This is a genomic window from Pseudoalteromonas luteoviolacea NCIMB 1944, from assembly GCF_001625565.1.
Taxonomy (GTDB): Bacteria; Pseudomonadota; Gammaproteobacteria; order Enterobacterales; family Alteromonadaceae; genus Pseudoalteromonas; species Pseudoalteromonas luteoviolacea_F.
Genome location: NZ_AUXS01000056.1, coordinates 101,107 through 117,661, shown reverse-complemented (window position 1 = coordinate 117,661; position 16,555 = coordinate 101,107). Strand labels below are relative to the sequence as shown.

Here is a 16,555-nt window from a genome sequence, read left to right as displayed (position 1 = left end):
ATAGACATAGGTTTCTGAACTAACATGCCCTTTGAGAATGTCATTTCCTTGACCGCCAACAAGGGTATTATTTGCGTAATTGCTTCTCGATGTTTGACCAACAATTAAAGTATCGTTGCCTTCGCCGCCATCTAAGTAGTCGTTACCAGCAATGCCGTCTATGTGGTCATCGCCCGCTAAGCCATAAATTTTGTCACTTTCATTTGACCCAAATATGCTGTCATTACTATCAGTTCCAATTTGATTTTGTGCCCAATCAAATATCTCTTGCGCAGTCAATAATGTACCATCACTAAATTCCACGGTATCGACAATATCATTCTTATCAATAAAGGCCCCAGCGAGCGTAATTGACCCTACTACTTTGTCATCAACATCTAATATTTGTAAGGTAATGTCATCACCAACTCGCACAGCTTTTACTTGGTCTTTTAAAATACCTTCACCTAGGATAATTTGATCCGAGCTCTCACTCCATCCGGATTCATATATTACATCGTGACCATCTCCTAAATTGTAGATATATGTTTCTGAACTCAAATGCCCCTTAAGAATGTCATCGCCTTTACCGCCTACTAGAGTATTCTTTGCATATTTGTTGCCCGCAATTTGTCCAACAATTAAGGTATCGTTACCGTCACCGCCATCTAAGTAATCGTTTCCTGCTACTCCGTCTATTTGATCATCGCCAGCTAAACCGTATAGCAGCTCACTTTGCACAGACCCTAGCAATATATCCTTGCCCTCGGTACCCATTTGTATCTGGGCCGACTTAAATATTTCTTCAGCTGTTAAAACCGCACCATCACTAAATACGACATTATCAACAATATCACTTTTATCAATAAAGGCGCCTGCCAACGTGATTGAGCCAACAATGCTACCTGTGATATCTAAAATCTTTAAGGTAATGTCGTCTCCAACTCGCACTGCAATTACTTGGTCTTTCGAAATGCCTTTGCCTAAGATAATTTGATCCGAGCTCTCATTCGAACCAAATTCATAGATCACATCGTGACCATCTCCTAGGTTGTAGATATACGTGTCTGAACTCCAATACCCCTTGATAATATCATCGCCTTTGCCACCAACTAGGGTGTTCTGTTCGTACTTACTGCTTGCTGTTTGCCCGACAATCAAGGTATCGTTACCGTCACCGCCATCTAAGAAATCGCTGCCAGAAACTCCTTCTATATAGTCGTTACCACCCTTGCCCAATATTCGGTCAGACTCAACGGTTCCCGTGATTGAGTCGTTATTTTCCGTGCTGGCAAAAAACCGTTCTTTAATGTTTTGTGCTGTCCAGTGGCTGCCATCTGCAAATTGAATTGATGAAATTTTGTTTGAAGAAGAGTCACCAAGGAAGTTTTTTAGTGTGATTGCAGAGCCATCATTAAGTGTGATTACTAAATTCCGGTTATGTGTACTTAGTCGTATATCGCTAGCTAAAATACCTTTTCCAAGCTTGAGAATATCCTGAGAGGTTTTTGAAAGGTCGTAATTGTCTATTATGGTGTTACCATCACCAAGTTCGTATATATAAGTATCATTACCATTACCACCTTTGAGTACATCACTTCCTGATCCACCTCTTAATATGTCATCTCCTTCACCGCCGACAATAGTGTCAGCTCCCTCACCTCCATCTAAATAATCGTCACCTAGACCTCCTTGCAATACATCATCTCCCCCCATGCCAGCAATAAAGTCATCACCAGCCAAGGTGTAAACCTTATCTTGTCCATCTGTCCCGACAACTAAATCCACATCTCGGCTAAACGTGATATTTTCATCACGCATATTTATTAGGGGTATATCCTTAGCTAATGTCTCCATCACACTCTGATCACCACTGAATTTTGCCAACTCAGAGAAAAACAACTTATAGCCTTCATAATCACTTTTCGTGAGCAAAGGGTAAAATCGGACCAGATCATATAAATCTAATAAACCATTTACTGGGTCTGCCGTAATATGTGTACCAATGGCGATTTCAAATTCACCATAATCAAACATCAAGCTGCCATTACTGAATGAAAAAACGATGGTGTCCGTGAGTGATTTAAGCCTTGTTTGCAATGCAATTTGAATATAAATAGCATCTTCAATTGAATCATATGCCTTGTAGACCGAATCTCTTAATCGAGAACTTAAATCATCATTTCCGATAAACGGTTTCAAAACCGCAAATGAAGAAGACCTCTTTATTTCATAAATAGACTCTATATCACCACCAAAAGCTTCAATTACGGCCAATTTTGTCCAGTCATTACCAGCAATTTTATAGGTATTTGGGTTCACATTAATTCGCGAAAACTCATCAAATAAACTATCTAAAGCTGAGGTTTCGCTATATTCGAACAATATTTTGTCCATTAGTGCGCGCTGATCACTGCGATTATCCAAAGACACAAACTGCTCTAGCAGTTCAGCTAAGCGACTATTTTGTGAAGCAGCTTCACGCAGCGACCTTACACCTCCAAAACCCTGCGCATCAGGTAACTTTGCCGCCCGCTCTGAAATAGGGAATTTTTCAACAAATACGGAATTAAAGGAGTTACTGGCAAAGAATAGCGCCGAAACATCACCCCGTTGACCATCAGACCAAGTAAAGGAGCTCTCATATTCGATTCTATTACCGGACTGAGAATTTGAGACCCTAACATAATCATATGAGATGGAGTCTATCCCCCACTCAGTCAGGTATTTGAGCTCCCCCTCTTGGCTAATACCATCTTGGTTAAGATCTTGCCAAATTTGTAAACTAAAGTAGACGTCATCTTGAGCATCAATTTTGCCGTCTCCATTGGTGTCATAACTTTTCAACGCACTAAAGCCATGCTCTGCAATTTGATCAGGTTGCCCAGCCAATCGAGTATTATCTCCAAACAACTCTAAGCCGTTATCTATCTGACCATTATTGTTCAGATCAAGGACTAAAAACCCATCCTCCTTTGATATCCAGCCAGTACCCTGCTTTAATCCACTCCCATCATGGTCAAACAGTACACCAGCGTCTACGTGAATGGTTTGAACACCGTCACCGTTTAAATCTAAAATCAACGGATCTCTCAGCCGCAAGTTGTCATTGATTTCTTCAAATTCAGTTTTTATTTCTGCAAGACATTGCTCAAGGTTTTCGCTAAAGAGCATTCTAAAATCCGGATCGAATGTCGCCGCCTCTAGCCCCAATGAATCACCGAGTCCACTTAATATATTATTTACGTAGTCAACACTTTGTAAATAACGCTCAAGTTGAGTTTTTTCAACTTTTACTATGCGATTACCGTCTTCGTCAGTCTCATACGTGAGATCATACAAGCTCTCATAAATAGCTTCAATATCCGAAAACTTATCTTTAAGTAAGTTAAATATGTTAAGTCGTTGAAAGAAATCGCCGTTTTTAGCACATCCTCGATAAACTCATGGGCCTCATCGGCTCTGCGCTTTTGCTCAGACCAAAGTCGCTCGGCTATAACCCCGTCGCCATTTAGGTCATTCGGTGCAAGGCTATTAAATGCAATCTCCCAAAATACGCCGGCTACATCGCCATCAACCAGCGCTGTAGAAATCCCCTTCCCAATCATGCCGTCCGCGCCACCATTGTATACCATGGAAAGAATTCCACCTTTTTGGCGCTCACTTAGTCCATTCCATACCTCTTGAATATCGTCAGTAGTCAGGTTGGTTTTATGCTTTGCGTTATATTCTCTTTGTATTTCATGAATCGTATTGGTTTCGTATTCGCGAATCAATCCCTCAAAAATAGGGGTCATTTCGGTTAAATTGTTAAATTCAAAGCTGTCTCTGAGGGAGTCTTTAATGGCCTGATCTTGTACTTGCCCTTTGTAAGTGGCGAGCTGACTTTCAATACTCTCTATTTTGGAGCTTAAATTCGCCTCCGTCCAGTTCTCTTCAGCAATGTCAACTATTTCATCTATAAGCTTTCTATGATTATCAATACCAATGCTATCTGGGGTATATCCCATTTGATTGATGATTTTTTTTACTATATCTTTTTCCTGAAGGTTAAAACCAACTCCCATAGTGGGGATACCTTTGTGATCTAAATATACTACATAGCTTTTGCCTTCCACATCCAACATAGATCTTAATAGTGCTTCATAATCTCGTTCCATCATTTATCACAATCCTTTTTTTAGTAGTTATACCAATAGTCGCAACGCTTTTTACTCTCAAAACGAGAGTTTGTTCCTGTTTTTCTATCAAATTCATACAAAAAAACTCGATTTTTTCCTGTCCAATCTTTATTTAAGTTTTTCCTGCGTAAACTAAACATATCAATTAAGTAAGATCCGTCATTAAATTGAACAAACTCACCTGAATCTAGTGAACGTGTGTTTAAGTTCATATCAGTAGAAACATGCCCTTTGAAAACGCCAGCAGACTTCGAAAAGTTCAGCTTTTTTTCATCGCTGAATGTTTTCCAGTCATCTTTAAATGCATTTGCAAGCGAAAAGTACTCGCCTTTGGGTGGTGTGTAACATCCTGAAGAGGGCTGCGTCACCTGAATCACAGGCTCTCTTTTGCCATCTATGGTCAACACCCCAGTATAGATGCGATAAAAACCTGACTGGTAGCGGCTTATTCGCTGCGCTTCGACTGTCTCGTAAGGCACTCTATAGTTAATAAGCTCATAATATTTTTTATCCATCTGTAGAGCTTTATCAGCGAGTACTTCGGTAAACTCCACTGGTTTAAACCCAGAACCTGTTAAATTAGGTAAGCCGCACGCTTTGAGCTCTTCTCTCGGAGTGCGGTTCAGTACTTTTAAAAATGCTTCGCATACGGTGTAACCTTGGCCTTTGGTGATCCTAAAGTTTGGTAACGGCGCTTTTTGGCCATTTATCTCCCAAATACGCGCTTGATAAACCTTTTTTAAACATGCCACTGCCTCACATTTATTCCGGACCTGTTTTAACCAGTTGCGCTGCTTTACCAAATACTGTTGCCTTTTCACACCATACAAGGACGCCCGCTTGTTGCGATATGCAATCCCCATATCTTCATCTAACTGAGACAGTGCACTGTCACTACAAATGAGCTTTTCAACCTTTGTGGCTGCTTTTTGGCAGTCAAACCCCGCAGCCATCCCGTGACTGCTAAGCAACAATAAGGTCACGCCATATATCACTTTATTCATTGTTTTCACTCCTTCATTGCATGTTTTATCTTTCTCTGGCACCTTCATCGACACTTTGAATAATTGGGGATAATAAAAACTCGATAATACGTCGATAACCTGTCTTCACTTCTGCGGTGGCAGCCATTCCAGATGACAACGCAACTGTGCGTCCATCAATCAACATTAATTGTTTTTCTATCGAAACTTTAATTGGAAAAACTAAGCCATGAACGTCATGCTCTATGGCATCCATTGACACATCAATAACTTTACCTTCTATAACGCCATATCGCGTAAATGGAAAACTCTCTATTTTAACTTCTACCACTTGCCCGTTGAAAACAAACCCGATGTCCTTATTTAACAATCCAGCATCAACTATAAGCGTGTCATTTTTAGGCACAATCCGCATCAGCTCTTGTGCAGGAGTCACAATTTGACCAATTGTAGTCACACTTAATGCCTCAACAGTGCCAGAAACAGGTGCCACCAATCGCGTTTTTTCCTCTAAAAATGTACTTTTTGCTAGCTGCTGCTTTAGCGTTGCTTGACGAGATAGAGCATCATTGAGTTCTATAAGAGATTGTTTTCTGAAGTCCGTTAACAATAGAGCATACTGCGCTTTTGCTTGGTTAACTTGAGATTTCAATTCACGAACTGTAGCTTGCTCAATCGGTAGCTGCCCAGCAAGATCAAGCGCTTCTTGTTTAAGAGCTAAATATTGCTCTCTAGCAACAAGTTTCTCATTTTCAAGTACTTTTAGTGATTGTGTTCGCTCTTCAATTAAAGGCAGCATAGTTTGAATTTTTTTGACACTTAACTGTGCTCCTATCAATTGAGCCTCCAGACCCCCTATCACAGACCAAGCTGCACGCCGGCTTTGCTGAAACTCCTTTATTTGGCTTAAAAGCAAGTTGTAATCTGTATCATTGTGTACACTTTTTTGAGTAACAGAACTTATTTGCCCCTCATCATTTTCAGAAACTTGTTGTGCAAATAGTAATAACTCTCTTAAGCGATCAACCTGAGCATTAACATGGTCAAGTTGAGCCGTTAAATCTTGCTTGTCCGCAAGTGTAATAGCGGGGTCTAACTCTAATAAAACTTGACCTGCTACCACTTGACTGCCCTCTTCAATATGAACTGCTAAAACAGCTCCAGTTTCGATAGGCTGGATCACTTGTACTTGTTGTTGTGGAACAAGCTTCCCTTGCGCTGACGCCACAATATCTATTCTGCCCCAGCATAACCAAACAATGGCTATAACAAGAAAAATGACCAGGGACCACATAATACTGCGTGCCCACCGAGGCGCTGGCGCGGCTTGAATTTCCAACGCAGCAGGCAAAAACTCAAAATTAACTTTATTCGATTTAGCCATTTTCACGTTCCTGACTTGATGTGGTACTTCGCCTTATCGGCACTTTTTGTGAAGGAGCACCTCCCTGCAAACGGCATAAATAAGCATAGTGTCCACCTTTTTTCAGTAAGGTCGAGTGATCTCCTTGCTCTATTAAACGGCCTTTGTCGAGTACCAAAATATTGCTAGCACCTCGCACTGCTGAAAGTCTGTGAGCAATAATGAATACAGTACGCCCTTTACATATCTTTGCCATATTACGTTGAATGATGTGCTCAGACTCGTAATCAAGTGCACTGGTCGCTTCGTCGAAAATTAAAACTGCGGGATTGCTCAACAGAGCTCTTGCAATAGCAATTCGCTGCCTTTGTCCCCCGGATAATAAACCACCTTGTTCACCTATCTGTGTGTCATAGGCATGAGGCATTTCCAATATAAATTCATGTGCACCTGCCAATTTTGCAACCTCAATGACGTGCTCAAGCGAGGCTGAAGGATCAGATAATGCGATGTTTTCTCGAATACTTGCGTTGAGTAAAAAGTTTTCTTGCAAAACCACGCCCACATTTTGTCTGAGCCAGTCTGGGTCAATAAGGCTGGTATCTACACCATCAACTAGTACTCTGCCCGATTGAGGTAAATACAAACGTTGGATGAGCTTAGTTAACGAGCTCTTACCAGAACCTGAACGTCCAACAATGCCAGTTACTTCACCAGAGTTTACCTTAAAACTAAGATTTTCTAGTACTTTTGGACGCTCTGGTGTATAGCCAAAGTTGACATGGTCAAAGCATATTTCGCCTTGAAGATCAGGCAAAGAGATCTTATTTCCGTTACTTTGCTCCGTTGGTGTATTGAGAATATCACCCAATCTTGCCACCGAAATTCTGGCTTGTTGAAAGTCTTGCCATAGATTTGCAAACCGCATGATTGGAGCTGATACTCGCTGAGCTAGAATATTAAACGCGATGAACTGCCCAATTGTCAGATCACCGTTGGTAACCGCGATTGCGCCAAAATAAAGTATTAGTAATCCAGTGACTTTAGTGATTAAACTGGCAAGCTGGCCATATATATTGTTTAGCTGTGTCGCTGAAAAAGAAACTGACACATAATTTGCCAATTTGTCATTCCACTGACTGCGCATTTGTGGCTCTACTGCCGAAGACTTAATCGTCTCAACGCCGTTGACCGATTCAACCAAAAAAGCATGATTTTCAGCACTACACTGAAACTTTTTCTCTAACGTAACTCGCAGCTTAGGACCAAGCAACATGGCAATAATGCAATAAAATGGCAAACTGCCCACTACAATCCATGCCAACAATGGCGCGTAATAAAACATGACGCTAAAAAATACAAGTGTAAAAAACAAATCCAAAACAACAGTTAAGGAGGAACCTGTCATAAATTCACGCACAGAATCTAGTTCTTTAAGCCTTGCAACAGTATCTCCTACCCGTCTTGACTTGAAATATGATATGGGTAATGCAAGCATGTGCTGATAGAGTTTACTTCCCAACTCTACATCAATACGATTTGTAGTATGGCTAAATAGATATGTTCGCAAACCACTTAGAATAACTTCGAATATAATGACTGCAAGAAACCCTACGGCAAGTACATCTAACGTAGTCATCCCCTTGTGTACCATTACTTTATCAATGGCCACTTGAAAAAAAATAGGTGAGGCGAGAGCAAGTAGTTGAATAAAAAACGAAGCAGATACCACATCACAAAAATATGTTTTATAACGTATTAGCGCAGGTACAAACCATTTAAATCCAAATGCTTCATTTTGAGCTAAAATGCCTTTTCTTGGAGTGAGCAAGATATATTCACATTCTGATATTTTATCAACGTCAGCAATACTCATAGTGCGTTGCTGCTCACTGCTGTAGCTATCGTGAACAAGAGCCTGTCCATTTTTAATACTTACAATAATAAAATAGTGTCCGCTCGTATGCTTAGCGAGTATTGGAAAAACTCCTTTTTCAAGTGTTTTGAGAGATACACGGTATTCTTTGGCTTTAAACCCACACGCCTTCGCAGCTCTTAACAATTGGATTGTTGCTAGTTCAGGGTGCGACTGCACCTCTGCAGTATATTCATGAATCAAATGTGCTGAATCAATGGGCTTTTGATGTAACCGGCCTATTATAGATAGTGCTTTTATCCCTGATTCAAATAGTCTATTTTTATTGCTATCTGTCATTAACTTTCTTAGAAAAGGAGTGTGACAATCTACAACTCACTTTCCATGTGTCTTTTGTCGATTCGCAGAAGATATACATAAAGCAGTTAAAATTCAAATAAATTCTAAACAATAAGCTAGATATAAAAGAATAATTTAACTTAAATAATATAAAAATATTTATAGACCAACTTAACCTACATGCAGGTCCCCACAACGAAAGTGTCCCTTCTAATTTCAAACCATAGAATACGCTTGTTATCGAGCGAATATATTAAGTAACAAAGAGGTCTTGTGGCGTCACTGACATACAAAAAAATTAAATTATTTATTATGTATCAAGCGAGCATATTTAGTCACTTTTAACTCCAGCATCATTACTCTCTTAAACCTGCTTTAGCTATGGTAAGCGTGATAACTCTAAGATATGGGTAACAGACTGCCTTGTTACTCAATTAACTGGAATTCTGACTCTTAATATGACAAGTATTAAAAATATCGCAGCCCTAGCTCCACGACTAAAAAATTAACAACTGATCTGCTGCCCAAACAAACATTGATATAACTCGGTAATGTGGCTCTGTGGGCACGCTATGAAAAATGGTAAATGCAGAACAATATGATGGATAAGGCCGTTGAGATAAACACGCCACCTTACTAATTAAAACTAACCTGACACTTCTTTCGGTATTTAATTTGCAACTTGGAGCACCAGAAGACTTTGCTAACTCACTCCTTAATTTAGTCACCTTACTAAATCTGCTTATGTTAGCGAGCTAAAGTATTGAATGTTCTATACCGAACCAACAATACGGTAGTTTATCAATACTGTTTTCGACAATATCGGCCTAAAAGCTAAGGTCAGGTACAAAGCAAACCCAAACTTAACGTAAGCTGCATTTAGCCATAGCAGCCGATTGTCACAATATTATTAGCACCAATAGATGCGTGAATGTATCTTATGTCACGAAATACTGGATAATTTGCTTCGCACATTAAGACGAAACGTTAGCCGAATGGTAGAAGGTTGTGCTTATGAATAGACTTGATTGCAATGATGAAATTGTTGCCAAAGACTCCTAGCGCTCTCCTCCAAGGGAAGTAACCAATGTGGGAGAAGAGAACTCGAAATTAAATAGCACTAAAAGTGCTATTTAATTTGAAAAGTTAAACAATAAATCTATGTGTTTAACTTAATTAAAATTGCTCTGAACTTGCGTTTAATTGCTCTTCAGTTACATCATGTGTGAACGGCGTGATCACAGGACCGCTGCCATACCAGAACATGCCGTATGCACAAGAGTTTAAGTTTTCCCATGTACCATCTTTGTAAAGAACACGTGTTGCACATGCTTCTGCACTGCCACTTGGCTCTCTTGTGCTATTGCTAAATACACAGTATTGTCCTTTTCTGCAATCCCAACGGCCAGAAGTACCACTATAATTCCACGTTACTTCTGCGATTGGCTTACTCGACGTGAGCCTAAATATGACCTCGGTCGCAGGTGAGCTAGCTTGGCTAGAGCAAAACTGAGGCGTAAACTCTTGAGGTGTAGGTGTACCACTTATCAAACATTCAACCACAGCGGCTTGTGCTGATACACTGGCCATACCCAAACCCAATGCTGCAAGTAAAGTAAGTTTTTTCATTTTACAAATCATCCTTTAATATTTTTTTAATTCATTGCTTTTTATTTAGCCACCAAGCCAATATCACAAAATGCAAATATAAATTTTAAAAAGTGAAATCTAATTAACTCCAAAAGTTAAAATCACGAACTTAAAAAACTGCAATTGCGCTATAAGGCTCAATTTTTATAGCCCCTCATTACTACTCACCATATTTTTTCCAGTGTGCAGAAACAGAGACCGAAATAAAATGACACCACCACTGCGAAAAAGTCAACCAAAGCAACAGTAAATTGAAAAATATAAGGTTTTAAAATATAAGATAATATGATATGCAATTGATTTATCAGAACATAAATCTCAAAACAAAAACCTACAGTAATTTAACAAGGTTCTCAATGAATAATCCCAATTTATGCAAAACAATATCTTCGAGTGAAACAGCATCACTATAAGATTACTCGTTATAAAAAAGTGACTTACGGGCGACTGTTTAGTGCCGCGAAATAACTGTGAATTACATGGCGAAAGGTGGCCTTCTAGGCGGCACTTAATGAGGTTGCAAATTGCTCGACTAAGATAGGCTCAATTTTGGCGAGAAGAGCAAAAGACAATTCAAGCCTATTACGAATAGCTTAATGACTTTTAATCGATAAGCTATTCAGTAGTTTAGGACAATGATTTAAAGCGTTTTTTGACTGACAAGTGTCGACAAAAGTAGCGACGATAATAAAACATTCTTCAAAATTTAAATCCCTATTTTAATTGAATACTGTTAGTTCTATCCACTACGGATATTAAATTAATCATTTTCAATAAGTTATGTAGAAAGCAACGATATAACCGCACAACCAGCCAAGCTCGACACCTGTAATGAGAACAGTTATCATTACCATGATATTCAATTGAATATCGGTTTCTGGAATTTATTAGAACATCGGAATTTTCATGATAAAAACAATGCACTTAAAAGCAGCTCTATTGCTAACTACTTCAACGTTGTTGATGCAAGGTTGCGTTACCACACACCAAGATAAAACGCACTCACACAGCATTGTTACGCTGCACGATTACACTTTATACGATGCAAATAACAAGCAGCAAATCGATATTAAAAAACTCGGATCACACCTAAACAACGCCGACGTGATCTTTGTGGGTGAATATCACACCCACAGTGCTTCTCACCGCCTTCAAGCCGATTTACTACCCTTGATATATCAACAAAATCCAAACTTAATACTGAGCTTTGAGCAATTTACACGTGATAAACAAGATGTGCTGGAGCAGTACATAAATAATGAAATTGGAGAGCAAACTCTAATAAAACAAGCCAATGCGTGGGATAACTACCAAAGTGACTATCGCCCCTTGGTTGAATTTGCCAAACAATACAAACTGACAACTGTCGCTGCCAATACGCCATTGAGCATTGTGCGTTGCGTCGCGCGCAAAGGGCCTGAATATATAAACACCTTTGATAAACAGCACCAAAACTGGGTTGCAAAAGATATCACCACCAGCTCACAGGCATATCAAGACAAGTTTATTGAAGCGATGAGTCACCATGGTCCAAAAGCTGATAAAAAGTCGGGTCCAGTGAAGTTAAGCAATAGTTTTTACGCCCAACTAGCTCGCGATAATACAATGGCAGAGTCTATTTACAATGCGCTCAAATCAAACCCAGCAAGCCGTGTTATTCACTTCAATGGTGCATTTCATAGCAACTATCATCTTGGTACTGTTGATGCGTTGAAGCGACTGGACCCGAAACTCAATATTGCTGTGGTCAGCCCGCAATTTCTCGATGATGCAATTGATTGGAGCACGGGTGATTTTATATACACCATAAAAGCACTTCCAGAACGTTATATAAAAAAAGAAAACTTAAATAAAGCTATCAAAGAAATGATGAAAAAGCGCAAAGAAACGCAATGTGAGCTGTGATCACAGGTATATGAGACTCAAGTGAATAGGCTTGAGTTTTTTTATTATTTTTAAATAGTCAGCATTTTGCCAATGGTTAGCTTTCTATCAAAAAGCGGATATTTGGATTGTCAGATATCTCACCCACACGAAACAAACCACAGTAACACCTCATAAAAACGGCTCAATTCTTCCTGCCCGTGCGCCTTGTTTATTGTATTCGATGCTGAACTGCAAGATTACTTTGTTAAGCACAGATTAATCTGTCATTAAGATAGCAACCGACATACTGTGAGAGGATAATAAATTAAACTCTAGGAAAACAATGAAATATATAGCTGTTGTTCTGGGCGTACTACTTGCGTCAGGCTGCTCAACATCTTCTACACACAGGCCATCAGACTATCAGATGGAAACCAATGCGCCGCAATCAGCCGTGAGCTTATTTTCGAATGACGGTCCTAGTATGAGCGATGCTCAAATCAAACAAGCGCTAGCTCATCGAATTTCACTGCCTCATGTAAATCGTATCGCCATTATCAATTTATCGACCCCAAAAAATTCACGAATGCGCTCACAAGAATTCGTGCAAATAGACAATGAGATGATTACGCACTTTATTGATAAGCTGAAAAGCTCACATAGGATATACGACGCTTCTTTCCTACCAACATTATTGTTACCAGAGCAAAAAACCGTTCCCTTTTTACGAGAAGCTGCGGCCCGTTATCAAGCGGACCTTATTTTAGTTTACAAAAATGGATGTGATAACTTTAAACAGCTTCGATTTTTTGAACAAGACCGAGTGCGTTCATATTGCTCTACTGAAGCTGTGTTGATAGACACAAGAACAGGAATTGTGCCATTTACACTCACCTCAACCAAACAATATACTGTAAATAGAAATGCTGAAGAGTTAAATTTTTACGAGACCTTGAGAAAAGCAGAACTAAAAGCAATTAACGCCGGTTTAAGTGAAGTTGCCACAAAACTAACATCACATATTGAAGCCACCCCAAAACTATAAGCAACAACCAATAGAGCCAATGGCACACTTACATTGTGCCATTAAAACATCTATTAAAAATCAGGCAAGTTGAGTAAACGGTTCACTATGACTCCCATACTTTTAGCACCCCACTGACGAAGCGAAACACATTTAGTTCTAGAGAGTTTAGGGCCGCAGTGATAACTGTAGATGCTCTGCTAGTTTTGTTACTTGAAATATAGTTACTTTTTAAACTTCAATGACCGAAAAGATATTTCCACTGTTGTCATACATATGAGTCATAATACCGCCCCAGCTTTGTTTTTCTGGTTTGTTCGAGAACAATACACCTCGCGCACAAGCCTCGCTATAGAAGGTATTTATGTCTTCGACGGCGAGACTAAAGCCAAGGTATCGTCCACATTCAAACTCGCCTTGCTCTTGTGGCTCCAAAATCAATTGAACGTTTTGCAGTTGCATGCCAACAAAACCTTCAGAAGGCGATCCGAATGCGGGATTTAATCCCAATTTATCTACATAAAAGGCTTGTGCATCTTTGAGGTTTTGACAGGGTATTCGAATTGCTGCAAGTTTCATTTGTGCTCCGACTGGCCAAGTTATATCAGTATCTAGTTCTGGCTAAATATAAGGTGCTATATACTATTAAGACGAAATAGTGTCAGATTCTTTAACCTGATTTGGTAACTCGATACGTGCAACAGCTCCGTCAGCATCGGTTCTGCTATTTAGAGTTAATTCTCCCCCTTGTGCACGAATAATTTCTCTGCTCAGTACCAAGCCAATTCCATTACCTTGCTCTTTTGTTGAATAAAAAGGCGTAAATAAATTGTCAGTATTGCTGACCCCTTCACCATTGTCTAAAACGTCAATTTGACAACCTTCGTTTTGTAAGCTCAGTGTCAACTCCACCCTTTGAGAGCCTATTACCTCATTGGCTTGTTGTGCATTTTTGACCAGATTCAACAGTGCTTGTTCCAATTGTTCAACGTCACAAAATAGAGATAAATTTTGCCCAGTAAGCAGCTTAACGGAAACTGTGGGAAATAAGGCCTGCAAACGCAGCAACAAACCAGAAGCAGTGATGTAGCTCTTTTGTGGAACGGGTAATTGAGACAACTTCGAATAGTTAGCAACAAAGCTTAGTAAATGTTCTGAGCGCTTTTCAATCACATTCAACATAGTATCTTTGAGCGCTTCGTTCGATTGATTTGGCAGCTCTTTTAATGACTGAGCCATTGAGTAAATAGGCGTCAATGAGTTTCTAACTTCATGGTTGAGGACTCGCACGAGTTTTTGCCAAGCTTGCTGCTCATTGCGTCGCAATGATTGCTCTATGGATACGTACACCATCAATTGGTACTTTCTTTGACCTCGATACAAACTGTGTTCAACAACTTTAAACCTTTGATTTTGCTTTAAAGTTTGCCATCTACCTTGCACTTGTTCCAGTTCCAACTGAGCGGTACTAAATCCTGTGATATTTTTACCATTGTAAAACGCCTCAGCCGCCCTATTGTGATGATAAACATGATAGTGGTGATCGAGCACCACTATCGGCAAGTCTAGTTCATTGATAAAATCAAAGATAAAAGTCTCATTCTGCAAATACTCTTGCCGTTTGTTTTTCATGCGCTCTGCTATCGTCTTGAGGTCGACTTTAATCTGTGCAACGCGTCCTTTTTTATACTTAGCTAGATGCCATACCGTAAACTCTTCATTTGCCAATCCGTCCAGTTGCACCGCGACGCCCTCTAAGCACCTAAATATTCGCTGGTAAGCTTTATACAGTGCAAACAAACTCGGTAACAAGACAGCCAATATCAAAGTGAAAGACGTTAGTGTATCCAACGCTAAGTTAATAGAAGTCCAAACGGCAAACAGAGTGATGGTGCAAAGAGGTACGAAAAACAACCAAATTAGGCTGCTCTCCAAAGAGGCTGGCTGGATTTTCATTTTTAGTCTTTTACCTGAATGTTAAACTTATCCACGCGACGATAAATTGCAGATTTACTCAAACCTAAAAACTCTCCCGCTCTAACAACATTACCATCAAAGTGATCTATCGCGTTGAGGATCAGTTTTTTTTCTGCTTGTTCTAATGTCATCAAAGGCAATGGCAATAATGTTTCGTCACTGGGTTGAATTTGCACATCTTGAGCTTGAATAACGTTAGTATCTGCCATGATCACTGCCCGCTCTAATACATGAGATAATTCCCTCATATTCCCTGGCCAATGATAAGATTTTAGCTTTTTGTGGGCTTGTTCACTCAACGCCACATCCGTACGACCATATTTATTCATGTGTTTTGCAATGAAATACTCAGCAAAAGCTGCTATTTCATCCAAACGCTCTCGCAACGGCGGCAGCTCTATCACCAAAGTATTGAGACGGAATAACAAGTCACGCCTAAACTCGCCCTGCGCGATGAGCTTATTTAAATCAGCATTGGTTGCTGAAATTACTCGAGCATTGCTGCGCTTTGATGTCGAACACCCGACTTCTTCATATTCTCCACTTTCCAGTACTCGTAACAGTTTTGCTTGCAAAGCTATGGGCAAACAACCAACTTCATCTAGAAACAAACTTGAGTCATTGGCGAGTGTAAATCGGCCAGTACGATTTTCTTTCGCATCTGTAAAAGCCCCTTTCTTATGACCAAACAACTCACTTTCGAATAAGTTTTCAGGTATCGCAGCCATGTTCACACTGATCATCTCGTGACTTGCTCGCAAACTTTCATCATGAATATATTCAGCTAGCAGGCTTTTTCCAGTACCGTTTTCACCGGTGATCAATATATTCGCTTGTGTTTTTGCAATGCGCTGCGCTTTTTCTAGAAGTTGCTTACTCTGCGTACTAAAAGCCAAAAATCGTGACTGTGTAGATGTGGTTTGCTGCGAATCTATTTGTATCGTTGCTCCTTGCACCGCTTCTAATAAACGCGCATTTTTCCAAGGTTTTTCGATAAAGTCACAAGCCCCCTTTTGCATAGCTTGCACTGCTAAGTCTATTTTGGCCCATGCCGTGATTACGATAACTGGGATGGTATAGTTGAGCGATTGAAGTTTAGATAAAAAAGCCAATCCTTCCTGTCCTGAAGTAGTATCTTGGCTAAAATTCATATCCAGCAATATCAAATCTATCTGATTTTGCTCCAAGCTAGTCATTGCAGCACTCGGGTGCTGAGCTTCTAAACAATGAAAACCATGACTTTCAAGCACGATCCGTGCACTGAGGCGAACATCAATTAAATCATCCACAATTAAAACTGTTTTCATATTTCCTTAC

11 protein-coding genes are annotated in these 16,555 nt (G+C 39.8%); 2 read left to right on the top strand and 9 right to left on the bottom strand.

Translation table 11 applies throughout. The annotated features are described in order from the left end of the window. The 6 genes from N483_RS20735 to N483_RS20710 form a co-directional block, all read right to left on the bottom strand. Positions 1 to 3,321 (bottom strand): calcium-binding protein (locus N483_RS20735; protein ID WP_269201454.1); only part of this gene is annotated, 3,321 nt, incomplete at its 3' end. Next, a complete protein-coding gene (locus N483_RS20730) occupies positions 3,276 to 4,142 on the bottom strand; it encodes a hypothetical protein (protein WP_023398320.1) in 867 nt (288 codons plus the stop codon). The genes N483_RS20735 and N483_RS20730, both read right to left, overlap by 46 nt. 17 nt (positions 4,143 to 4,159) lie before the next feature. Next, positions 4,160 to 5,164 (bottom strand): lysozyme inhibitor LprI family protein, encoded by a 1,005-nt coding sequence (locus N483_RS20725; protein WP_023398321.1) that lies wholly within the window; start codon positions 5,162 to 5,164, stop codon positions 4,160 to 4,162. Positions 5,165 to 5,189: 25 nt separating this feature from the next. Then, positions 5,190 to 6,527, bottom strand: coding sequence for an HlyD family type I secretion periplasmic adaptor subunit (locus N483_RS20720; protein ID WP_023398322.1), 1,338 nt, complete (start codon positions 6,525 to 6,527; stop codon positions 5,190 to 5,192). Further along, the gene (locus N483_RS20715) at positions 6,520 to 8,721 is read right to left on the bottom strand and encodes a type I secretion system permease/ATPase (RefSeq protein ID WP_023398323.1); all 2,202 of its coding nucleotides are present in this window, start codon (positions 8,719 to 8,721) and stop codon (positions 6,520 to 6,522) included. The genes N483_RS20720 and N483_RS20715 overlap by 8 nt, the downstream gene beginning before the upstream one ends. Positions 8,722 to 9,897: 1,176 nt before the next feature. Next, a complete protein-coding gene (locus N483_RS20710; protein WP_023398324.1) occupies positions 9,898 to 10,350 on the bottom strand; it encodes a hypothetical protein in 453 nt (150 codons plus the stop codon). A gap of 927 nt (positions 10,351 to 11,277) precedes the next feature. Here N483_RS20710 and N483_RS20705 point away from each other — a divergent pair. Together N483_RS20705 and N483_RS20700 are read left to right on the top strand one after the other, a co-directional pair. Then, positions 11,278 to 12,276, top strand: a complete 999-nt coding sequence (locus N483_RS20705; protein WP_023398325.1) for a ChaN family lipoprotein — start codon at positions 11,278 to 11,280, stop codon at positions 12,274 to 12,276. A gap of 304 nt (positions 12,277 to 12,580) precedes the next feature. After that, positions 12,581 to 13,282, top strand: a complete 702-nt coding sequence (locus tag N483_RS20700) for a hypothetical protein (protein ID WP_023398326.1) — start codon at positions 12,581 to 12,583, stop codon at positions 13,280 to 13,282. Between the two features lie 210 nt (positions 13,283 to 13,492). Here the strand turns inward: N483_RS20700 and N483_RS20695 are convergent, their stop codons facing one another. From N483_RS20695 to N483_RS20685, 3 genes are all read right to left on the bottom strand, one after another. Beyond that, complete coding sequence (locus tag N483_RS20695; RefSeq protein WP_023398327.1) at positions 13,493 to 13,840, bottom strand: VOC family protein; 348 nt, start codon at positions 13,838 to 13,840, stop codon at positions 13,493 to 13,495. Positions 13,841 to 13,906: 66 nt separating this feature from the next. Continuing rightward, positions 13,907 to 15,217: a sensor histidine kinase gene (locus N483_RS20690; protein ID WP_023398328.1), complete on the bottom strand. Its 1,311-nt coding sequence runs from the start codon at positions 15,215 to 15,217 to the stop codon at positions 13,907 to 13,909. 2 nt (positions 15,218 to 15,219) lie between these two features. Then, complete coding sequence (locus N483_RS20685) at positions 15,220 to 16,545, bottom strand: sigma-54-dependent transcriptional regulator (protein WP_023398329.1); 1,326 nt, start codon at positions 16,543 to 16,545, stop codon at positions 15,220 to 15,222. Positions 16,546 to 16,555: the final 10 nt, after the last annotated feature.